Genomic DNA, 19,927 nt, shown 5'->3' with positions numbered 1-19,927 from the left:
GAAATGCTCAGCGCCATTCCCTGGCGATATAGATCGCCAGCAGGATGATCACGCCGCGAATGATGTCCTGCAGGTAGGGATTGATGCCCATCAGGTTCAGGCCATTGTTGAGGATGCCCAGCAGCACCGCGCCGATGAGCGTGCCCACCACCAGCCCGCGCCCACCGGCGATGGCAGTGCCGCCCAGCACCACGGCGGCAATCGCATCGAGCTCGAAGCCCACGCCCGCATTGGGCTGGCCCGACATCAGGCGGCCGGTCAGGATGATCGCGGCCAGGCCCGAGGTGAAACCGGAAATCGCATACACCGCCAGCTTGATGCGCGCAGTCTTCACGCCTGACAAACGCGCCGCCATCTCATTGCCGCCGATGGCATAGACATGGCGGCCGAAGGGCGTGCGTTGCAGCAGCACCCAGGCCAGTGCATAGACCACCAGCATCAGGATCACCGGCACCGGGATCATGCCGATGCGGCCCACGCCGAACCACGAGATCCAGCCCGGCAGACCGGAGATCGGATAGCCGCCCGAGTAGATCAGCCCCACCCCGCGCGCCACGCCCATGGTGGCCAGCGTGACGATGATGGCTGGCATGCGGCCCCAGGCCACCAGTGCGCCGTTGAGCAGGCCGATGCCTGCGGCCAGAGCGATGCCGGCCAGCAGTGCCACAGGTGCGGGCAGGCCGCTGTTGACGATCAGCCCGGCCGACAAGGTACCGGCCAGCGCCATGGCCGCACCGACCGACAGATCGATGCCGCCGGTAAGGATGACGAAGGTCATGCCCACGGCGAGGATGCCGACGATGGACACCTGGCGCAGCACGTTGAGCCAGTTGGAGACGGTGAAGAAATTGTCCGAGGCCAGCCCCATCAGGAGCGAGACCACGACCAGCCCGGCCAGGGGCAACGCCAGCGGTGAATGGATCAGGGCGCGCCAGCGCGCCTGCGATGAGGCGCGCACGGGGGCGCTGCCCAGGGTATTGGCTTCATGCTGCATGGTGGAGTCTCCCGGTGGTGGCATGGGTCATGATTTCTTCGGCGGTCACGGCATCGCCTTCGACGGTGGCCACGATGCCGCCGCCCTTGAAGACGCAGACCCGGTCGGACATGCCGACCACCTCCGGCAACTCGGAAGAAATCATGATGATGGAATAGCCCTGCGCGGTGAATTCGCGCATGAGCTGATAAATCTCGGCCTTGGCACCTACATCAATGCCGCGTGTGGGTTCATCGAAAATGAGCACCTGCATGTTGTGATTGATCCAGCGCGCGATCACTACTTTCTGCTGGTTGCCGCCGGACAGCGTATCGACCCGCGCATGCGCATCCGGCGCTTTCACGCGCACGCGCTGCATGGCGATGCGGGTCGCTTCGGCTTCGCGGCGGCGATCCAGGAACAGGCCACCCGCGCGATACTTGCCGTAATTGTTCAGCGAGATGTTGTGCAGGATGGGGAAGCTGGTGATGAGTCCCTGCTCCTTGCGGCTTTCCGGCAGCAGGCCGATGCCTGCCTGCAGGGCTTGCGCCGGATCGGCAAAGCGCAGCGGCACACCGTGCATGGACAGCTTGCATTGCACCGCCGGATGCGCGCCCAGCATGGCCAGCACGGTCTCGGTGCGGCCCGAGCCGACCAGGCCGGCAAAGCCCAGGATCTCGCCGCGCCGCAACTGGAAACGCGACACCGGGCCATTGCGCTTGAGCTGCAAGGCCTGCACCTCCAGCACTACGTCGCCCTCGGGCGAGGCGGACGGCTTGGGCGGGAAGCAGTTTTCGATGCGCCGCCCCACCATCATCTCCACCAGGCGCGCCTGGTCCACTTCGCTCACGGCACAGGTGCCGATGTACGCGCCATCACGCAGCACGGTGATGCGGTCACAGATCTCGAAGATTTCTTCCAGATGGTGCGAGATGAAGATGATCGCCACGCCCTGCTCGCGCAGGCCGCGCATCACCTTGAAGAGGTGCTCGACCTCGCCGGGCGTGAGGGTCGCGGTTGGTTCATCCAGCACCAGGAGACGCGCATCGAGCGCCAGCGCCTTGGCGATTTCGACGAACTGCTGTTGCGCCACCGAGAGCTTGCACACCGGCACCTCCAGCGGAATTTCCACGCCCAGCTGCGCGATGATCTGCGCCGCGCGGCGCTTCATGGCGGCACGCTGCAGCAGGCCGAAGGAGCTGCGTAGCTCGCGTGCGAGGAACATGTTGTCCACCGCATCCAGATAAGGGATCAGCGAGAATTCCTGAAACACCACCCCGACACCAGCGGCGATGGCTTCGTGATAGCTGGCAAAACGGCAGGCCTGTCCATCGATGCGGATCTCGCCCGCATCGGGTGTGACGATGCCGCACAGGATCTTCATCAGCGTGGACTTGCCCGCGCCGTTCTCGCCCAGCAGCGCGTGCACTTCACCGGCGCGCACCTGCAGGTCGACGCCGCGCAGCACCGTCACCGGGCCGAAGTTTTTCTTGATACCAGTCAGTTGGAGCATGGCTGCCTCCATCAAGGGAAAGGAAGGCGCGGCAACACATGGCTGCCGCGCCAGCGGCTTACCAGCTGAAGCCGGCCGCGTTCTTCTTGGTCACCGGCATGACGTCGATGGGTACTTCCTTGGGCACCACGCGTGCGCCCCACTTCTTGGCCAGCGCCATGGCCAGGCCCACGCGCACCTGGTCGCGCGGGAACTGCGCGGTGGTCTCGATGAAGGGACCGCCATCGCCAATGGCCTTGACGGCTTCCGGCGCACCGTCCACCGAGGTCAGCTTGATGTCCTTGCCGCTGCCCTGGATGGCGGCCAGCGCGCCCATCGCACCGCCGTCATTGACGGAGAAGATGCCCTTGAGGTTGGGGCGCGACTGGATCATGTTCTCCACCACGCCCAGCGCCACCGAGCGGTCCTGGCGGCCGTTCTGGGTGGCCACCAGCTTGATGTCCTTGTATTCGCCCAGGGCCTGCTTGCAGCCTTCCACGCGCTGCAGGATGGGCACCACGGGGATGCCGTCGAGGATCGCCACTTCGCCCTTGCCGCCGATGGCATCGGCCAGCGCGCGGCAGGACTGGTAGCCGGCGTCCTTGTTCTTGGAACCGACGAACATGTCCACCGGACCGGAAGCATTGGCATCGACCGCCACCACGATCACGTTGCGCGCCTTGGCCGCCTTCACCGCCGCTTCCACCCCGGCGGAGTCGGTCGGGTTGATGAGCAGGATGTCGATGTTCTGCTGCAGCATGTCTTCGATGTCGGCGATCTGCTTGGCCACGTTGTGGGCGGCATCGGTGACGATGACCTTGGCACCGAAGGACTTGGCTGCATCATCGAGGGCCTTTTTCATCGAGACGAAATACGGATTGTTCATTTCCTGGAAGCTCATGCCGATCTTGAGCTTGGATAGTTCCTGGGCGCTCGCCGGTGCGGTGAACGCCACCAGCGTGGCGGTGGACAAGGCCAGTGCGGTCAGTGCTTTCTTCATTGCAGTCTCCATTGTTGTTGGTCGTGTGCTTGATGACGGGATTGCCCGGCATGCTCGTTGCGAAGTGACAGGCAAAACCTGTCCTGTTCCGGAAAGCGGGGGCTTTCCTGAATGTGGTTTTCCCTGGCGAGGAAAGTATTTAAATGATTTGAATGATTTGAATGATTTAAATGATTTGCGAGATGCAGCCTGCACTATCCGGTCGCGGCAAAGAGGCCATTGCTGGCAAAGGTATTGCGGAATTCCGAAGGCGACATGCCCTTGATCTTCTGGAAGTGCCGGTTGAAGTTGGAGAGATTGGAAAACCCGGTCTCGTAGCAGATGTCGGTGATGCGCGCTTCCGGGTTGTTGAGCAGGGCCAGGCAGGCCAGGTCCACGCGCAACTGGTTCTTGTAGCGCACCATGGTGGTCCCGGTGTGGCGCTTGAAGGCGCGCGAGAAGGTGCTCAGGTTCTGCCCCACCATGTCGGCCAGGTCCTGTTCGCCGATGTCATCGGTGAGGTGTTCGCGCAGGTAGGCAATGGCGCGGTTGAGGCCGCTGCTGTTCACGCCCGACAGGTCGAGCTTGTAGGAGAGGCTGGCCAGCACTTCCGGCTCGGGCGAGTTGGCCAGCACGTCGAGGATTTCCCAGAACAGGGCCAGGCGCTTCAGGCCGCGTTGATCGATCAGGCGCTGCATCAGCGGGCGCACCGTGTCGCTGGTGGCGGCATCGAACAGCAGGCCGCGATGGCTACGTTCGAGCAGCGGCATGATGGCTTCCATCTCGGGGATGCTGGCGGCGCATTGATCCACCAGCTGCTCGGGGAACTGGATCACCAGCGAGCGCACGGGGACCACCTCATCGCGGCCGATGTCGGAAATCCAGTTCTGCGGAAGATTGGGGCCGGTCATCACCAGCTGGCCCGGGGCGAAATCGCCGATGTGGTCACCGACGTAGAAACGTCCCGAGGTTGCCACCACGAGGTGGATCTCGTACTCCGGATGGTAGTGCCAGCGCACGGTACGGAAGGGGTAGCCGTGCATCCATGCCGCAAAGGATTCGCCCTTGCGGATATGGACCAGTTCCAGGTCGGGCTGCATCGTGTCTCCTCTCGGTCGAGAGCATTTTGCTTATTGAAACTGACAAATCGCTGTTGGCAGTTTTCATCATGTGCTGCATCTTAGTGCCCCTCTGGCTGCGGCTTCTACATCACCAGCGAAGAAGGACTGATACTTTTTTGCGCACGAAGGGCCGGAGAATGAAATACGCTGCACGGCAGCAAAACGGCCCTGCAAAGCAGGGCCGTCGTGTCGTTCGGGTCGGCTGTATTACACCGAACGCATCAGTCCGCCATCGACCTTGATGTTCTGGCCGGTGATGTAGCCGGCCCCGGTGGAGGCCAGGAAGGCGACGGTCGCGGCCACTTCCTCGCTGGTGCCATAGCGCTGCATGGGCACGCCGGCGCGGCGTTCCTCACGTTGCGGCAGGCTGTCGATCCAGCCCGGCAGGACGTTGTTGATGCGGATGTTTTCCGGCGCGTACTTGTCGGCGAAGAGCTTGGTGAAGGCGGCCAGCCCGGCACGAAATACGGCTGAGGTCGGGAACATGTCGGAGGGTTCGAAGGCCCAGGCCGAGGAGATGTTGATGATGGCGCCGCCCCCTTGCGCCTGCATCAGCGGCGTCACCAGGCGCGTGGGACGGATGACGTTGAGCAGGTAGGTATCCATGCCGCGATGCCAGTCTTCATCGCTGATGTCGAGAATGGGCGCGCGCGGACCATGGCCGGCGCTGTTGACCAGCACATCCACGCGGCCCCAGCGGGCCACGGCCTGGTCGACCAGTTTCTGCAGGTCCTCCACTGACTGGTTCGAGCCGGTCACGCCGAGACCGCCCAGCTCGGCGGCCAGCGCCTCGCCACGTCCGGAGGAAGACAGGATGCCGACCTGGAAACCGTCAGCGGCCAGGCGGCGCGCGGCGGCGGCCCCCATGCCGCTGCCGGCGGCGGTGATCAGGGCTACTTTGCTGCTCATGGAAACTCCTTGTGGATAAATGATCTTGCCTTGCGGGAATAGACGACCCACCCGCACGGGATTGGCGATTGTAGTGTGTGTGGCCAGGGCGTGCAGGGGACGGGACGCGCAAAGTCTCATCCGGAATTTGTCATGTCCCTGTTGCATTTCTGGGGCATCATCGCGCACCATTGCGCAGCCCGGTCCTCGTGCGGCCTCATGAACGTAGCGGAAGTCCCATGCAAATCATCGCCAACATCAATCTCGAATCCCTGCTCGACACCTCCATCAGCCTGACCGCCGCCTTCATCCTGGGCGGCCTGATCGGGCTGGAGCGCCAGTACCGGCAACGTACCGCCGGCCTGCGTACCAACGTACTGGTGGCCCTGGGCGCGGCGGTCTTCGTCGACATGGCCAATCGCATGGGCGGTCACGAAGGGGCGGTGCATGTGGTGGCTTATGTGGTGTCGGGGGTGGGCTTCCTGGGAGCGGGCGCGATCATGCGCGAAGAAGGCAATGTGCGCGGCATCAATACTGCGGCCACCTTGTGGGGCTCGGCCGCTGTGGGCGCGGCGGCGGGGGCGGACCTGATCCTGGAAGCGATCCTGGCCACCCTCTTCGTGCTGGCCGCCAATACCCTGCTGCGCCCGGTAGTCAACACCATCAACCGCAAGCCGCTGGATGTGCCTTCGGTGGAAGTGACCAACACCCTCCACCTGATCGTGGAGAGCGCGCACCAGAAGCGCGTACTGAGCGCGGTCACGGACATGCTGGAGCAGAGCCGGCATCCCATGCAGGATCTGGATGTGCGGCCCTTTACGGACGATGAAGTCGAAATCGAGGCCACCCTGGCGGCGACCTCCGTGGATGGCGACGAACTCGATGCGCTGGTGGAACGCCTGCTGGCCTTGCCTGCGGTGAAGCAGGCGTTCTGGACGCCAAGTACGACGGATTGATTGCGGCCGCTTCAGTAGGCCGTGGCCCTGAACTTTCCGCGCAACCACTTTACCGGTCCGCCAATGACCGGCAATTTCTGCCACAGCTCTTCCGCCGCATCCCAGTAATCGCGATGCTCGGTGACCAGCCCCGCTGCATCGAAGCGGAAATGCGTGGCTCCCAGCACCGTATAGAAGCGGCCCTTGAGCCGAAACTCGAAACGCCAGGTGGCAAAGGCCTGCTGCCCCTGCCCCATGCGTTCCAGGATCACGAAGCGCGGATCCTCCGTGGTCTCGAACATGTGCGCAAAGATGGCGCGGATGGAACGCAGCCCCTTGATGTCGTTGAAGGGATCCTTGAACAGCGCCTCTTGTGAATAAAATTCACCAATCCGGTCCAGGCTGACAGGGTCCAGCGCGCCATACCAGTCCAGCAAGCGGTCAAGATGCTGCATGGTCAGCTCAGCATGAAGCGCTGGAACAGCATGAAGCGCAGCCGGAACGGCAGCAGCCGCAGGATCTTCAGCCAGGCCGTGAAGCGCCGCGGGAAGTGGATCTCGAAGCGGCCTTCGGAGATCCCGCGCCAGATGGCAGTGGCCGCCTGCTGCGGGGTCTGGATGGCCGGCATGGGGAAATCATTCTTGTCGGTCAGGTCGGTCTTCACGAAGCCCGGATTGATCAGATACACGTTCAATCCCTTGGGCCGTAAATCGCTATAAAGAATTTCCGCGAGATTGATCAGTGCCGCCTTGCCCGGACCATACACGGTCGCCCCCGGCAGCCCCACATAACCCGCCACGCTGGCCACCAGCGCGATGCCGCCGCTGCCACGCGCCAGCATGTCCGGCAGTGCCGCGCCCAGTGCCGAATAGACGCTGGCGACGTTGGTGCGCAAGGTGTGTTCGGCTTCGTCCTCCTGGACTTCCCAGGTGCGCTCGGGCCGATACTTGGCCGCGCAGAACACCAGCAGGTCGATGCCGCCGAAAGCTTCCACGATGCGCGCATGCTGGTCGCGCCAGGCATCGTGGCAGAGCACATCCAGCGGTGCGATGAAGGCATTCTTGTGGGCCGCTGCGACCTCTTGCAGCACGTCTGCGCGGCGCGCCGACAAGGCCACGCGGGCACCGGCCTGCAGCGCCTGGCGCGCCAGCTCGGCACCGATGCCGCTGGAGGCGCCGACCAGCCAGATGCGCAGGCCACGCAGGTCACTGACCGGTTGATTCATCGGGCCAAACAGCACGGCCGGGCGCGAGATCGGGGCGCGCTCAGCGGCGGCGCCAGCGGCCTCCTTGGCCAGAGGCTTGGACTGGGTGTTCATACGCCCTCCTTGCGGAAGAACAGCGTGACCTGGCCCACTTCCACACCGAACTTGCTCATGCTGGTGCGGTTGATGAGGGTGCGTTCGTCCATCTGGTACATCCAGTCATCCATCTGGACTTCGTATTGCTTGTCGTTGACCGGCAGCAGCAAGGTGTAATTCCAGTGCAGCGCATTGCCGGCGGTCTGGCCGATGGCCTCGCCGATGACGTCACCGGCACGGCCGCGCCAGCTGTTGTCGCTCTGGCGCACCAGGGTCCAGACACGCGTCTGGGTCTCGCCGTCGTCATAGCGGAAGCGCTCATCCAGGGTCAGCGTGTTGCCCTCCACGGTACCGGTCACGACCACATGGAAACGCCGCGCCACTTCGCCGCCGCGCTTCTGGAACATGCCCCAGGCTTCGGTGCGGCCCTTGAAGAACACTGCCGGATCAAACACCGGCGTCTTGCCGGCGTAGTCCGATAGTTGCTGCGAGGCGCAGCCGCCCAGCACCAACGCCAGCAGCGCCAGTGCGGTTCCCTTCCACAGGCGCGCGAGCAAGCCCGTGCGCATCAGTTTGGCATCCATGACTCACTCCTTGTGCAAGAGGAATTGCACGACATCGGTCTGGCCTTCATCGAAACCCACTTCGCAGAACACGTAATACAGCTGCCACAGGCGGCGGAAGCGCTCATCGAAACCTTGCGCGGCGATGGTCTCGCGCTGGGCCAGGAAGGCATCGTTCCAGCGGCGCAGGGTTTCGGCGTAGTCGCGGCCGAAGTGGAAACGGTCGCGCGTGGCCAGCCCGGCACGCTGGGCGCAGCGCGAGAAACGCTCATGGCTGGGCAGCATGCCGCCCGGGAAAATGAATTCACGAATGAAGTCGGCACTGTCGCGGTAACGCTCGAACACGGCTTCATCGATGGTGATCGACTGGATCAGGGCATGGCCACCGGGTTTCAGGCGTGCCGAGACGGTGTCGAAATAGGTTTGCCAGAAGCGCTCGCCGACGGCCTCGAACATCTCGATGGACACGATGGCATCGTATTGCCCGTCCAGATCGCGGTAGTCGCACAGTTCCAGATGCGCCAGATGATCGAGCTGCTGGTGGCGCAGGCGCTCCTGGCCGAAGGCCAATTGCGCGGGCGAGATCGTCACGCCATGCACGCGGATGCCCAGGCGCGCCGCATGTTCGGCAAAGCCGCCCCAGCCGCAGCCGATCTCCAGCACGCGGTCGCCGGCCTGCAAGCCGAGCTGGTCAACGATGCGCTGGTACTTGGCGGCCTGCGCCGAGGCCAGGCTCTGGCAGGGCTTGGTGAAGATGGCCGAGGAATAGGTCATGGTCGGGTCCAGCCACAGGCGATAGAAATCATTGCCCAGGTCGTAGTGCGCGTGGATGTTGCGGCGGCTGCCGCTGCGCGTGTTGGAGCGCAGCAGGTGGCGCAGGCGGTACCACAGCGAAGCCAGGCGTCCGCCTTCGACCGCGCTGGAGAGCATCGCGCGGTTGCGCATGGCCAGGCGCAGCAGCGCGGCCAGGTCGGGCGTTTCCACCCAGCCATTGCCGTAGGCTTCGCCAAAACCGATGTCGCCGGCGCGCAGGATGGCACCGCAGGCACGCCAGTCGAGAATGCGCAGTTGCGCGCTGGGCGGCTGGCGCAGGTCGCCGAAGGTCAGCGTGGTGCCGTGCGGGGTGATCAGTTCCAGATGGCCGTGATTGAGACGTTCCAGCATCGCCAGGAACAGGCGGGCCGAAATGGGGCCGGCACGGCGGCCGGTAGTCTGCAGTGCGGGGCTGTTGTTCACGATAGGGTTTCCTTTCCAGAAGAAGTTCCTGCGGTGGCGACGCGCTCGGGCTTGCTGAACCAGGGCACGCGCTTGCGCCACAACAGCAAGGCCTGCCAGTGGATACGCGCGACCACGCCCAGCGTGAGCAGCGGCTGTGCACACAGCGCGCCGAAGGCCGTGGCCGCGCTCAGGGGATGCAGGTGGCCGCCGACCGAGGTGCGCATCAGGGGTTGCAAACCCTGCGCCACTTCCGACGGATGGCCGTGGTCGTAATAATCGATGCCGACGAAGGCGGTATGGCCTCCCGCCTGCGCAGGCCGTGCCTGGTCGCGGAAGCGGAAGCGATAGAAACCGCGCACTTCGCAGAACGGCGAGACATGCATCAGCTTGTTGCAGGCCAGGCGCGTGTGCTCGTCGATTGCGCCCTGGTCCGGTGCCGAGAGCAGGTAGTGCTGGGTCTCGCCAAAGGTGTTGTTGACCTCGGCCAGGACCGCACGCAATTTCCCGTCTGCGTCGTGGCACAGGAAAAAGCTCACCGGATTGAAGACGAAACCGAACAGGCGCGGAAAGGTCTGCAGCCAGATCGCGCCGTCATGCGGCAGCCCCGCCTCTTGCAAATGTGCGCGCACCCAGCGCGCCAGGTCGCTGCCATCACGCGGACCATAGTCGCGTGTACGCACGCACATCAGGCGGCGCCGGTCCACGCCGAACCAGGCATTGCCCGCTTCGCTGAGGCGCGCCAGATCGAGGCGCACGCAGAACACCGGATAGACGAACTTGTGCAGCACCGGGCGCAGGCGCTGGTGCATCACCTGCCCGCTCAACAACAGCGCGGGCGCGTCGGTGCGGGAGCTCGGAGAGGTGTTCATAGGGTGGCCCAATGCGGCGTCACGCCGAAGTCGCCAATCACGCGCAGGGCCGATTTCAGGCCATCTTCATGGAAGCCGTAACCGGTCCACGCACCGGCGAACCAGGCGCGGTGCTTGCCTTGGATCTCCGGCAGGCGGCGCTGGGCGTCGATGGCGGGCTGGTCGAAGACCGGGTGTTCGTAATCGAAACGGCCCATCACGGTGGCCGGGTCGGGCGGCTGGGGCGGATTCAAGGTCAGGACGATGTCGGTCTGGCAGGGCAGGTCCTGCAGGCGATTGAGCCAATAGCTCACGCACACGGCGCGGCTGCCATCGCTGTGGCGCGAACCGAGGTAATTCCAGGCCGACCAGACCTTGTCCAGCTGCGGCATGAGCGAGACGTCGCTGTGCAGCCAGGCGGTATTGGCCTGGTAGCGCACGGCCGAGAGAATCTGGTGTTCTTCGATGGTGGCGTCCTGCAGCAGGGCCAGGGTCTGGGGTGCGTGGGTGGCGAAGACCACGGCATCGAATTGTTCTTCACGCGGCTCGGCGCCGCCGCTGCGCACCAGCACCCCCTGCTCGTTGCGGGTCACGCTGGTGAGGCGGCTGCCCAGGCGCACATCGTCGAGGGTGGCGGCAATGCGGCGCACGTATTCGCGCGAGCCGCCGCGCACGGTGCGCCAGCGCGGACGGTTGTTGACCTGCAGCAGGCCGTGATTGATGCAAAAACGCAGGAAGGTCGCCGCCGGGAAATCGAGGATGTCCGAGGGCGAACTGGACCAGATCGCCGCCGCCATCGGTATCAGGTAGGCATCACCGAACAGGACGCCATAGCCACCCTGCTCCAGCAAATGGCGCAAGCTGATCGGACGCCCCTCGCAGGCGGCCAGGTTGGCGTGGGCCGCGCGATTGAAACGCAGGATGTCGCGCAGCATGCCCAGGAAGGACGGCTGCAGCAGGCGCTTGCGCTGGGCGAAGACGGTGTCCAGGTTGGTGCCGGCCCATTCGAAGCTGCCTTCATCCATCGAGACCCCGAAAGACATGTCGGTATCGTAGGTCTCGACCTTCAGTTCCTCGAACAGCGCAATCAGGTTGGGATAGGTCCAGTCATTGAAGACCAGGAAGCCGGTATCGACCGGAAAAGGCACACCCTCCGGCGCAATCTCCACCGTATTGGCATGCCCGCCCAGCGTGGGCGCGGACTCGAACAGCACCACCTGGTGCTTGCGTGCCAGCAAATAGGCGCTGGCCAGGCCGGAAATGCCGGCGCCGATGACGGCGATGCGCTGTCCCGTGCCCTGCCCGATGGCTGCTGCGTGTGGATTCATGAAAACTTGCCCGCCTTTGTCTTTGTTATTGAAGTTCTGCCGTTGCCAGTCCATGGGAATGTTTCCCTGCCCTGCTGGCCCGTGCTGCCTTGGTGACCGGGGCGGCGCTTGCTGTGGGCCTTTTTGGCCGCTGGCGCCGCTTATTTACTTCTGATCCTTGATTTAGGTGCTAAGATTACTACCAAAGAAAAATAAAATCTACTAATTAGTAACTTAAACTACCAATGAGTATTTTCGGCAAACTGAGCTTCAAGGACCAAGCCTTCAAATTACGGGAGAACGCCATCCTGGATGCCGCCACGACCGTCTTGGGCAGCAAGGGCTATGACCTGATGACCATGGACGACGTGGCCGGTGCGGTGGGCATCTCCAAGCCCAGCCTGTACAAGCATTTCAAGTCCAAGGAAGAGCTGATCGGCGAGACGATGCTGCGTCTCATCGATGGCGCCATCGACCAGCTGGCGCAGCTGGAGCACATCGCCAGCCCGCGCGGCAAGCTCGAAGCGATGCTGGAATGGGCGCTGCGGGTGCGCCTGGAAGGCGGGCTACCTTTCCTGCCCTCCACCAGCGCACATGTACGCGACATGCTCATGCGCAACGTGAAATACGTCATGCGCGTGCTCAAGCTCAACGGGCAACTGGAAAAGCTGGTGAAGGAAGCGCAGAAAAATGGCGAGCTCGATGCCGCCCTGCCCAGTGATGTGGTGTTGTACAGCTACTACGCACGCACCTGTGACCCGGCGGTGGATTACCTGCAGAAGTTCAGCAAGATGAGCAATGAAGAAATCGTGAAACACATGCTGCACGTAGCCTTCAACGGCTTCACGAAGTAAGGCAGGGCACCGCGCCGCTCAACGGCAGCGCCTGCCCCCGCATGACTTACAGGCCGTAGCAGCGCACCGCCGTCGCGCCCCACAGCTGCTCCTGCTCGGCCGCCGACAGCCGCGTGGCCGCCCACTCGCGGACCACGCCCGCCACCTTGGCATAGGAGGCGGCCAGCAGGCACACCGGCCAGTCCGATCCGAACATCAGGCGCTGTGGCCCGAAGGCTTCCAGCGCCGTATCCAGGCACAGGGCGATATTGTCGTAATCCTTCTGGCGCAAGCCGCGCAGCCAGTCCGCCTCGGTGACCAGTCCCGACAACTTGCAGGCTACATGCGGCAGGGCGGCCAGGGCGCGCAACTGGCGTTTCCACTCATTGAAGCAAGCTTCACTGCGCCCGACATCGGCCAGGGCCGGCTTGCCCAGGTGATCCAGCACCAGCCAGTGGCGGTCGTGGCGCGCGCAGAAAGCCTGCACTTCGGGCATCTGATGGGCGTAGATCAGCACGTCATAGACCAGCCCCTGCTGCTGCAGCCACTTGATGCCGGCATTGAAGGCCGGCGCCTCCACGAAGGCAGTGACATCGGCTTCATCCTGGATTTGATGACGGAAGCCCACCAGCTTGTCGCGCCCCCACTGCGCCACGTTGGCCGCCAGGTGCGGCGAGGACAGGTCTTCCCAGCCCACCACGCCGGCAATGCGCCGGTCAGCCCTTGCCAGGTCCAGCAGGAAACCGGTCTCCTCGCGTCCGGCGCGGGCCTGCACGGCAATGGACGCATGCAGCCCTTCGGCATCGAGCACCGGATGCAGCTGCCCCGGCAGACGGTCACAGGCCAGTAGCTCCATGCCCTTGCCGATCCAGGGATAATCGTCGGCGCGATAGCGCCAGAAGTGCTGATGGGCGTCGATACGGAGGGGTTTCATGGCGCAGTCTCGGGAGGGAGGAGGAGAATGTAGCGTTGCCACATCTCTTAGTTTTTTCTGGATGAAAACTTAGAAACGGGAAACGAAAAACTTAGGGATTTCCCCGGACCGTGCCGGGGAAACCGCGCAACGCAAGACCGGATCAGTCGTACAGCACTTCCTTGATCTTGGGATCGTCAATGTTGCTCTTGTCGTACCAGTAGAAGCCGGTATCGATGATCTTGGGCAACTTCTCGCCCTTGATCGCCTTGACCGCCGCTTCCACGGTCTTGTAGCCGATGCCCACCGGGTTCTGGGTGATGGCGCCGGACATCACGCCGTCACGGATCGCATCCTTCTGCTGCTTGCCGGAGTCGTAGCCGATGATGATGATCTTGCGCTTCATTTCCTTGACGCCATTGACCACACCGATGGCCGAGCCTTCGTTGGTGCCGAAGATACCCTTGATCTTGGGATAGGCCTGCAGGATGGACTTGGTGACCTCGGTCGACTTCAGCTGGTCGCCCGCGCCGTATTGCACGCTGACCACCTTGATCTTGGGATAGTTGGCCTTGATGCGTTCCAGGAAGCCATCGCGGCGGTCCACGCCGGTGCGGCTGGTCTGGTCGTGCGCGACCACGGCGACTTCGCCTTCCTTGCCGATCAGCTCGGCCATCTTGTCGGCCGCCAGTGCGGCTGCGGCACGGTTGTCGGTGGTGGCGGTGGTGACGGGGATGTCGCTGTCCACGCCCGAGTCAAAGGCGACCACCGGGATCTTGGCGGCCTGCGCCTTTTTCAGCAGCGGGATGGCAGCCTTGCTGTCCAGCGCCGCAAAGCCAATGGCTTGCGGTTTCTTGGCCAGGGCCGCGGAGAGCATGTCGATCTGCTTGTCGACCATGGCTTCGGTCTCGGGACCTTCGAAGGTGACCTTCACCTTCAAATCTTTACCGGCCTGGTCGGCACCGGCTTTCACGGCCTGCCAGAACTGGTGCTGGAAGCCCTTGGAAATGAGCGGCACATACACTTCCTGCGCGAGCGCGGCCGAAGTGCCGACAGCGAAGGCCAGGCCCAGGGCAGTGGCCAGTAACTTGTTCTTGAACACGGTACGTCTCCTTTTGTTATCGATGATGGAGTGCCGGAAATGGCGCTTCCGGCGGGGCTTGCATTGCTACGGTGAAATCGTTTCAGGCACGGCGGCGGCGGCGCAGGATGTCAAGATACACGGCCAGGATGATGATGACGCCCGTCACCACCGTCTGCCACTCCTGCGCCACCGACATGATGCGCAGGCCATTGACCAGTACGCTCATGATGAAGGCGCCGATGATGGTGCCCAGGATGGTGCCAGTCCCGCCCGAGAGCGAGGTCCCGCCGATCACCACGGCAGCAATCGCATCGAGCTCGTAGCCCTGCCCCAGCGCGGGTTGGGCCGAATTGAGGCGGGAGGCGATGATGAGGCCGGCGATGCCGCAGATGGCGCCCGAGAAGGTATAGACCGCCACCTTCCAGAAGTCCACCTTCACGCCCGACAGGCGCAGCGCTTCCTCATTGCTGCCCAGGGCAAAGGTATAGCGGCCGAACACGGTCTTGTTGAGGATGACCGAGGCCGCGATGGCAACGATGAAGAGAATCAGCACCGCATTGGGAATGGGCAGCGAGGGAATCAGGTCACCGATCAGCGAATCCTGGGCGATGGCCGAGAAGCCCTCGGTGTCGTTGAAGTAGATCGGACGCGTGCCGGAGATCACCAGCGAGAGGCCCTTCAGCAGCATCATCATGCCCAGCGTGGCGATGAAGGGCGGCACCTTGAGCTTGGCGATCACCATGCCGGAGATCCAGCCCGAGAACGCGCCGAAGAAGATCGCCGCCGCGATGCCCAGCGGCAGCGGCATGCCCCAGTTGGTCAACACCACCCCGGCCATGACGGCACAGAAGGTCATCATGGTGCCCACCGAGAGGTCGATGCCGGAGGTGATGATGACGTAGGTGCAGGCGATGGCCAGCACGCCGTTGACGGCCGTGGACTGCAGGATGCTGACCAGGTTGTCCACCTCCATGAAGTTGGGCGAGGCGAAGCTGAAGAACAGGATCATCAGCAAGAGGCTGGCAAAGGCCAGCAGCTTCTGGCGCGCGGCCGGATTGAACAGGCGGGCGCGCAAGCCCGAGGGGGAAGCGGTGTTGGCCATGGTGGATGCGGAAGGGGCGGAGTGGAGTTGGTTTGCCATGATCGGTCTGTCTCTCTTGTCAGTTCTGGAGGCCCGGTAGCGCTTATTGCGTCACGGCCGATTCGCGCTGCGTGGCCAGTTGCATGATGTTTTCCTGGGTGGCATCGGCCCGCGCCAGTTCACCCGTGACGCGGCCCTCGCACATGACCAGGATGCGGTGGCTCATGCGCAGCACCTCGGGCAGCTCGGAGGAAATCATCACGATGGCCTTGCCCTGTTCGGCCAGGGCATCGAGCAGCTTGTAGATCTCGCTCTTGGCGCCGATGTCGATGCCGCGCGTGGGCTCATCGAAGAAGAGGATGTCGCAGTCGCGCAGCAGCCACTTGGCAATCACGATCTTCTGCTGGTTGCCGCCGGAGAGCAGGCGCACCTGTTGTTCCACCGAGGGCGTCTTGATGGCCAGCTGGCGCACATAGCCCTGCGCCACTTCGCGCATGGCGCGCTGGTCCATGAAACCGGCCTTGGTGAACCGGCCCATGCTGGAGAGCGCAATGTTGGCCTGCACGTCCATGCCCACGGCCAGTCCGAAATGCTTGCGGTCTTCCGACAGGTAGCCGATGCCATGCGCCACGGCATCGGCCGGCTGGCCGATCACGGCCTTGCCGCCATGGATGATGATCTCGCCCGACTCCAGCGGATCGGCACCGAAGATGGCGCGCGCCACCTCCGTGCGGCCGGCGCCCATGAGGCCGGCAAAACCCAGGATCTCGCCACGGCGCAACTTGAAACTGACATCGCGGATGGCACGGCCGCGATTGAGGCCGCGCACTTCCAGTACCACCTCGTTGCCGGACGTATCGGGCGGCAGGCGTTGCTCGCCATCGAGCGCGCGACCCACCATCATGGAAATGATGGTGTCCATGGAGGTGCCCTGCATCGGCACGGTGGCGATGTACTTGCCATCGCGCATGACGCTGACGCGATCGGCGATCTGGCGCAGTTCGTCCATCTTGTGCGAGATGTAGACGATGCCCACGCCTTCGGCCTGCAGGTCGCGGATGATGCGGAAGAGCTCGGCGATTTCGGCGTTGTTCAGGGCCGCCGTCGGTTCATCCATGATGAGTACGCGCGAATCGAAGGACAGGGCCTTGGCGATCTCCACCATCTGCTGGCGCGCCACGGTGAGGTCGCCAACCGGGGTGCGCGGATCCATGTCCAGCCGCATGCGGGCGAAGAGGGCTGCGGCCTGGCGGTTCAGTTGCTCTTCGTCGATGATGAGGCCGAAGCCCTTGCGCGGCTCGCGGCCGATGAAGATGTTCTGGGCCGCCGACAGATGGTTCATCAGGTTCAGTTCCTGATGGATGATGCCGATGCCCAGCGCCTGCGCCTGGCGCGGCTCGGTGATCTCCACCGGCTTGCCGTCGAGCAGGATGTCGCCGCTGTCGCGCTGGTAGACGCCGGAGAGGATCTTCATCAGCGTGGATTTGCCGGCGCCGTTCTCGCCCATCAGGGCATGGACTTCGCCGGCCACCAGTTCGAACTGGCAATTGTCCAGCGCCAGCACGCCGGGAAAGCGCTTGCTGACGTTGCGCAGGACGATCAGCGGTGTGGCCGCTACCGTCGCCCCTGCGCGGGCTGTTGTCTCGTGTTCTTGTTGCATGCTCACCTCGGATGCGGATGCATTGCCGGCCTGGGCTGGGCCATGGCCATGGTCAGCGCGACTCTGCGTTCGCTGCTGTTGGGGACTGCGTGAACTGCGTGCTGCCTACTGTACCGTCTTGCGAAAAACTTAGAAAGGGATTTGCAAAGACTAAACTTTGCTGCAATGAAAACTTAATCTTGCTGCGCGTCCAGATCGAAGATGCGCGTCATCGGCACCCACTTCTGTCCGGCCGGCGTCCACGGCGTGGGCGCCTGGAATCGCCACATCAGTTCTTCCCAGGCCCGCACCTTGGGGTCGCTGTCGGTGGCGGCCGCCATGGCAGCGGCGTCGAAGATGCTGTCATCGGTGTCCATCACCATCATCATGCGCGTGCCCAGGCGGTAGATCTCCATGCCGGTCACGCCGTGCCGACGCAGGTGGGCGGCAATCTCGGGCCAGATGCGCTGGTGATGCTGCTCATACTCGGCGATGAGGGCCGGATCATCCTTGAGGTCGAGGGCCAGTACGGTACGCATGGCAGCCTCAGGTCAAGGCGCGGTCGAGATGGGTATAGCCGCCATCGACGAAAACCCATTGCCCGGTGGTATGCGAAGAGCGGCCCGAGAGCAGGAACACCGCCATGTCCGCCATTTCTTCGGAGGTGGTGAAGCGCTTGCCCAGCGGGATCTTGCTGGTGATGGCGTCCAGCTTCTCTTGCGGATTCTCGAAGGTGGCGATCCATTTCTCGTAGAGCGGGGTCATCACCTCGGCCGGGATCAAGGCGTTGACGCGCACGCCATCCTCGCGCAAGGACGCAGCCCATTCGCGCGTGAGCGACAGTTGCGCACCCTTGGAGGCGCAATAGCCGCTGGTATTGCCTTGCCCTGTCAGGGCGGTCTTGGAAGAGACATTGAGGATGGAGCCGCGCGTGGCCTTCAGATGCGGCACGCAGTAATGCGCCATCACGTAGTAATGGATGAGATTGCGTTCCAGCGAGGCCACAAAGGCATCGCGCCCGGCCTCCAGCCCCACACTGTCATTGACGCCGGCATTGTTGACCAGGCCGTCCAGGCGGCCGAAGCGGCGCACCGTCTCGGCCACGGCTTCGCCACAACGCGCCTCGTCCTGCAATTCCAGCTGGAACAGGGCGGCGTGCGGCTGCAGGCCGGTCAGGCGGGTCCAGAACTGCGGGTCCGGCTCGCTGCGCGCGAAGATCACCGGAATGGCCCCTTCGGCCGCCAGCTGCAGGCTGATCGCGCCACCGATGCCGGAGGCGCCGCCGGTCACGATGACTACCTTCTCTTGCAGGTTCAAGTCCACATCAGTCTCCGTTTTCGTTCATCTTGTCGTGGGGGAGGCAGCCTCAGCCCCGGAAACGGTATTGCTCCAGGGAAGCGGGCTTCATTTCGATCGAAAAACCCGGCAAGGCGGGTGGCATGTAGGCCGCATTGCGGATCACGCAGGGGTCCACGAAGTGTTCGTGCAGGTGGTCCACGTATTCGGTCACGCGCCCTTCCTTGCTGCCGGAAATGCACAGGTAGTCGATCATCGACAGGTGCTGCACGTATTCACACAGGCCCACGCCGCCCGCGTGCGGGCAGACCACCTTGCCGTATTTGGCCGCCATGAGCATGACGGCCAGGATTTCATTGACGCCGCCCAGGCGGCAGGAATCGATCTGCACCACGTCGATGGCGTCGCGCATGATGAACTGCTTGAACAGCACCCGGTTCTGGCACATCTCGCCGGTGGCGACCTTGACCGCGCCAATGCCTGCGCGGATCTTGCGGTGCCCTTCCACGTCATCCGGGCTGGTCGGCTCCTCGATGAACCACGGTTGCGCGAAGGCCAGCTCGTTGACCCAGTCGATGGCCTGGTCCACTTCCCATACCTGGTTGGCATCGATCATCAGATTGCGGTCCGGCCCCAGCACCTCGCGGGCGATGCGCACGCGGCGCTTGTCGTCTTCCAGGTCGCGGCCGACCTTGAGCTTGACGTAGTTGAAGCCCTGGTCGATGGCTTCCTGGCACAGGCGGCGCAGCTTGGCATCGTCATAGCCCAGCCAGCCGGCCGAGGTGGTGTAGCAGGGATAGCCTTCCTGTTCCAGGATGCGCAGGCGTTCGGCCTTGCCGGCTTCCTTGTCGCGCAACAGGGCCAGCGCTTCGTCGGGGGTGATGCAATCGGTGATGTAGCGAAAATCGATGGTGCGTACCAGTTCCTCGGGCGACATCTCGGCCACCAGTTTCCAGACCGGCTTGCCCGCTGCCTTGGCCCACAGGTCCCAGGCGGCGTTGACCACCGCGCCGGTGGCCAGGTGGATGGCGCCCTTGTCCGGGCCGATCCAGCGCAGCTGGCTGTCGGAGGTGACGTGGCGCCAGAAGCGGCCCATGTCGGCGGCGATCCAGTCCAGGTCCAGGCCCACCACCAGGTGTTCCATGGCACGGATGGCCGCGCAGCAGATCTCGTTGCCACGGCCGATGGTGAAGGTCAGGCCGTGGCCTTTCAGTTGTTCATTGTCGGTATCGAGGATGACGTAGGCGGCGGAGTAATCCGGGTCCGGATTCATGGCATCGGAACCATCGAGCGACAGCGAAGTGGGGAAGCGTACGTCCAGCACGCGCAGGGCAGTAATCTTGGTCATCGGTCTCTAGCGTGGATGCCGCTGCGGTGGCGTGCCGCGGCCGGCGGGGGCCGTCCGTCACGGAAGGCCGGGGTGATCGTCTCCGGGGCCGGGCCCCTCTTTTGTTTTT

Annotated in this window: 20 protein-coding genes; 2 read left to right on the top strand and 18 right to left on the bottom strand. The window is 63.7% G+C overall.

Annotated elements, in window-relative coordinates; all coding sequences use genetic code 11:
• Window positions 1-7: 7 nt before the first annotated feature.
• The 5 genes from ACLRDN_RS04770 to ACLRDN_RS04750 all read right to left on the bottom strand — a co-directional run bounded on the left by ACLRDN_RS04770 (window position 8) and on the right by ACLRDN_RS04750 (window position 5,474).
• Window positions 8-1,018, bottom strand: a complete 1,011-nt coding sequence (locus ACLRDN_RS04770; RefSeq protein ID WP_413459188.1) for an ABC transporter permease — start codon at window positions 1,016-1,018, stop codon at window positions 8-10.
• Entirely contained in the window at window positions 984-2,486 is a 1,503-nt protein-coding gene (locus tag ACLRDN_RS04765; protein WP_413459187.1) for a sugar ABC transporter ATP-binding protein, read from the bottom strand. Before ACLRDN_RS04765 ends, ACLRDN_RS04770 begins: the two co-directional genes overlap by 35 nt.
• Before the next feature lie 58 nt (window positions 2,487-2,544).
• Window positions 2,545-3,465 carry an ABC transporter substrate-binding protein gene (locus tag ACLRDN_RS04760; protein ID WP_413459186.1) on the bottom strand — a complete coding sequence of 307 codons (921 nt, stop codon included), beginning with the start codon at window positions 3,463-3,465 and terminating at the stop codon, window positions 2,545-2,547.
• A gap of 194 nt (window positions 3,466-3,659) precedes the next feature.
• Window positions 3,660-4,544, bottom strand: a complete 885-nt coding sequence (locus ACLRDN_RS04755) for a helix-turn-helix domain-containing protein (protein WP_413459185.1) — start codon at window positions 4,542-4,544, stop codon at window positions 3,660-3,662.
• 228 nt (window positions 4,545-4,772) lie between these two features.
• Window positions 4,773-5,474, bottom strand: coding sequence for an SDR family oxidoreductase (locus ACLRDN_RS04750; protein ID WP_413459184.1), 702 nt, complete (start codon window positions 5,472-5,474; stop codon window positions 4,773-4,775).
• A 218-nt stretch (window positions 5,475-5,692) separates the two neighbouring features.
• Here ACLRDN_RS04750 and ACLRDN_RS04745 point away from each other — a divergent pair, with 218 nt between their 5' ends.
• On the top strand, window positions 5,693-6,409 hold the full coding sequence (locus tag ACLRDN_RS04745; RefSeq protein ID WP_413459183.1) for an MgtC/SapB family protein: 717 nt from the start codon (window positions 5,693-5,695) through the stop codon (window positions 6,407-6,409).
• Between the two features lie 11 nt (window positions 6,410-6,420).
• Here the strand turns inward: ACLRDN_RS04745 and ACLRDN_RS04740 are convergent, their stop codons facing one another.
• The 6 genes from ACLRDN_RS04740 to ACLRDN_RS04715 are packed head-to-tail and all read right to left on the bottom strand — an operon-like array spanning window position 6,421 to window position 11,645.
• Complete coding sequence (locus ACLRDN_RS04740) at window positions 6,421-6,843, bottom strand: nuclear transport factor 2 family protein (protein WP_413459182.1); 423 nt, start codon at window positions 6,841-6,843, stop codon at window positions 6,421-6,423.
• 2 nt (window positions 6,844-6,845) lie between these two features.
• Window positions 6,846-7,706 (bottom strand): SDR family NAD(P)-dependent oxidoreductase, encoded by an 861-nt coding sequence (locus tag ACLRDN_RS04735; RefSeq protein WP_413459181.1) that lies wholly within the window; start codon window positions 7,704-7,706, stop codon window positions 6,846-6,848.
• The gene (locus ACLRDN_RS04730) at window positions 7,703-8,272 is read right to left on the bottom strand and encodes a DUF3833 domain-containing protein (protein WP_413459180.1); all 570 of its coding nucleotides are present in this window, start codon (window positions 8,270-8,272) and stop codon (window positions 7,703-7,705) included. Before ACLRDN_RS04730 ends, ACLRDN_RS04735 begins: the two co-directional genes overlap by 4 nt.
• Window positions 8,273-8,275: 3 nt before the next feature.
• A complete protein-coding gene (locus ACLRDN_RS04725; protein ID WP_413459179.1) occupies window positions 8,276-9,487 on the bottom strand; it encodes a class I SAM-dependent methyltransferase in 1,212 nt (403 codons plus the stop codon).
• The gene (locus tag ACLRDN_RS04720; RefSeq protein ID WP_413459178.1) at window positions 9,484-10,338 is read right to left on the bottom strand and encodes a DUF1365 domain-containing protein; all 855 of its coding nucleotides are present in this window, start codon (window positions 10,336-10,338) and stop codon (window positions 9,484-9,486) included. Before ACLRDN_RS04720 ends, ACLRDN_RS04725 begins: the two co-directional genes overlap by 4 nt.
• Window positions 10,335-11,645 (bottom strand): NAD(P)/FAD-dependent oxidoreductase, encoded by a 1,311-nt coding sequence (locus ACLRDN_RS04715; protein ID WP_413459177.1) that lies wholly within the window; start codon window positions 11,643-11,645, stop codon window positions 10,335-10,337. The genes ACLRDN_RS04720 and ACLRDN_RS04715 overlap by 4 nt, the downstream gene beginning before the upstream one ends.
• 224 nt (window positions 11,646-11,869) lie before the next feature.
• Here ACLRDN_RS04715 and ACLRDN_RS04710 point away from each other — a divergent pair, with 224 nt between their 5' ends.
• On the top strand, window positions 11,870-12,478 hold the full coding sequence (locus ACLRDN_RS04710; protein WP_413459176.1) for a TetR/AcrR family transcriptional regulator: 609 nt from the start codon (window positions 11,870-11,872) through the stop codon (window positions 12,476-12,478).
• A gap of 46 nt (window positions 12,479-12,524) precedes the next feature.
• On the opposite strand, the gene ACLRDN_RS04705 is transcribed toward ACLRDN_RS04710, so the two are convergent.
• The 7 genes from ACLRDN_RS04705 to ACLRDN_RS04675 all read right to left on the bottom strand — a co-directional run bounded on the left by ACLRDN_RS04705 (window position 12,525) and on the right by ACLRDN_RS04675 (window position 19,818).
• Entirely contained in the window at window positions 12,525-13,391 is an 867-nt protein-coding gene (locus ACLRDN_RS04705; RefSeq protein ID WP_413459175.1) for an amidohydrolase family protein, read from the bottom strand.
• Window positions 13,392-13,533: 142 nt separating this feature from the next.
• Window positions 13,534-14,472 (bottom strand): ABC transporter substrate-binding protein, encoded by a 939-nt coding sequence (locus tag ACLRDN_RS04700; protein WP_413459174.1) that lies wholly within the window; start codon window positions 14,470-14,472, stop codon window positions 13,534-13,536.
• 82 nt (window positions 14,473-14,554) lie between these two features.
• Window positions 14,555-15,595, bottom strand: a complete 1,041-nt coding sequence (locus ACLRDN_RS04695; RefSeq protein WP_413459173.1) for an ABC transporter permease — start codon at window positions 15,593-15,595, stop codon at window positions 14,555-14,557.
• Window positions 15,596-15,638: 43 nt separating this feature from the next.
• Window positions 15,639-17,195, bottom strand: a complete 1,557-nt coding sequence (locus tag ACLRDN_RS04690) for a sugar ABC transporter ATP-binding protein (RefSeq protein ID WP_413459172.1) — start codon at window positions 17,193-17,195, stop codon at window positions 15,639-15,641.
• 173 nt (window positions 17,196-17,368) lie between these two features.
• A complete protein-coding gene (locus ACLRDN_RS04685; protein ID WP_413459171.1) occupies window positions 17,369-17,713 on the bottom strand; it encodes an L-rhamnose mutarotase in 345 nt (114 codons plus the stop codon).
• A 7-nt stretch (window positions 17,714-17,720) separates the two neighbouring features.
• Window positions 17,721-18,497, bottom strand: coding sequence for an SDR family oxidoreductase (locus tag ACLRDN_RS04680; protein ID WP_413459170.1), 777 nt, complete (start codon window positions 18,495-18,497; stop codon window positions 17,721-17,723).
• 43 nt (window positions 18,498-18,540) lie between these two features.
• Complete coding sequence (locus ACLRDN_RS04675) at window positions 18,541-19,818, bottom strand: L-fuconate dehydratase (RefSeq protein WP_413459169.1); 1,278 nt, start codon at window positions 19,816-19,818, stop codon at window positions 18,541-18,543.
• Between the last annotated feature and the right edge of the window lie 109 nt (window positions 19,819-19,927).

Source organism: Herbaspirillum huttiense (assembly GCF_047300815.1).
Classification (GTDB): domain Bacteria; phylum Pseudomonadota; class Gammaproteobacteria; order Burkholderiales; family Burkholderiaceae_D; genus Herbaspirillum; species Herbaspirillum huttiense_A.
This window is presented reverse-complemented; position numbering and strand designations above follow the sequence as displayed.

What these genes read in the sequence shown, in the direction of transcription:
- ACLRDN_RS04770 (WP_413459188.1), bottom strand. Translation starts at nt 1,018, where the DNA reads ATGCCACCACCGGGAGACTCCACCATGCAGCATGAAGCCAATACCCTG.
- ACLRDN_RS04765 (WP_413459187.1), bottom strand. Translation starts at nt 2,486, where the DNA reads ATGCTCCAACTGACTGGTATCAAGAAAAACTTCGGCCCGGTGACGGTG.
- ACLRDN_RS04760 (WP_413459186.1), bottom strand. Translation starts at nt 3,465, where the DNA reads ATGAAGAAAGCACTGACCGCACTGGCCTTGTCCACCGCCACGCTGGTG.
- ACLRDN_RS04755 (WP_413459185.1), bottom strand. Translation starts at nt 4,544, where the DNA reads ATGCAGCCCGACCTGGAACTGGTCCATATCCGCAAGGGCGAATCCTTT.
- ACLRDN_RS04750 (WP_413459184.1), bottom strand. Translation starts at nt 5,474, where the DNA reads ATGAGCAGCAAAGTAGCCCTGATCACCGCCGCCGGCAGCGGCATGGGG.
- ACLRDN_RS04745 (WP_413459183.1), top strand. Translation starts at nt 5,693, where the DNA reads ATGCAAATCATCGCCAACATCAATCTCGAATCCCTGCTCGACACCTCC.
- ACLRDN_RS04740 (WP_413459182.1), bottom strand. Translation starts at nt 6,843, where the DNA reads ATGCAGCATCTTGACCGCTTGCTGGACTGGTATGGCGCGCTGGACCCT.
- ACLRDN_RS04735 (WP_413459181.1), bottom strand. Translation starts at nt 7,706, where the DNA reads ATGAACACCCAGTCCAAGCCTCTGGCCAAGGAGGCCGCTGGCGCCGCC.
- ACLRDN_RS04730 (WP_413459180.1), bottom strand. Translation starts at nt 8,272, where the DNA reads ATGGATGCCAAACTGATGCGCACGGGCTTGCTCGCGCGCCTGTGGAAG.
- ACLRDN_RS04720 (WP_413459178.1), bottom strand. Translation starts at nt 10,338, where the DNA reads ATGAACACCTCTCCGAGCTCCCGCACCGACGCGCCCGCGCTGTTGTTG.
- ACLRDN_RS04715 (WP_413459177.1), bottom strand. Translation starts at nt 11,645, where the DNA reads ATGAATCCACACGCAGCAGCCATCGGGCAGGGCACGGGACAGCGCATC.
- ACLRDN_RS04710 (WP_413459176.1), top strand. Translation starts at nt 11,870, where the DNA reads ATGAGTATTTTCGGCAAACTGAGCTTCAAGGACCAAGCCTTCAAATTA.
- ACLRDN_RS04705 (WP_413459175.1), bottom strand. Translation starts at nt 13,391, where the DNA reads ATGAAACCCCTCCGTATCGACGCCCATCAGCACTTCTGGCGCTATCGC.
- ACLRDN_RS04695 (WP_413459173.1), bottom strand. Translation starts at nt 15,595, where the DNA reads ATGGCAAACCAACTCCACTCCGCCCCTTCCGCATCCACCATGGCCAAC.
- ACLRDN_RS04690 (WP_413459172.1), bottom strand. Translation starts at nt 17,195, where the DNA reads ATGCAACAAGAACACGAGACAACAGCCCGCGCAGGGGCGACGGTAGCG.
- ACLRDN_RS04685 (WP_413459171.1), bottom strand. Translation starts at nt 17,713, where the DNA reads ATGCGTACCGTACTGGCCCTCGACCTCAAGGATGATCCGGCCCTCATC.
- ACLRDN_RS04675 (WP_413459169.1), bottom strand. Translation starts at nt 19,818, where the DNA reads ATGACCAAGATTACTGCCCTGCGCGTGCTGGACGTACGCTTCCCCACT.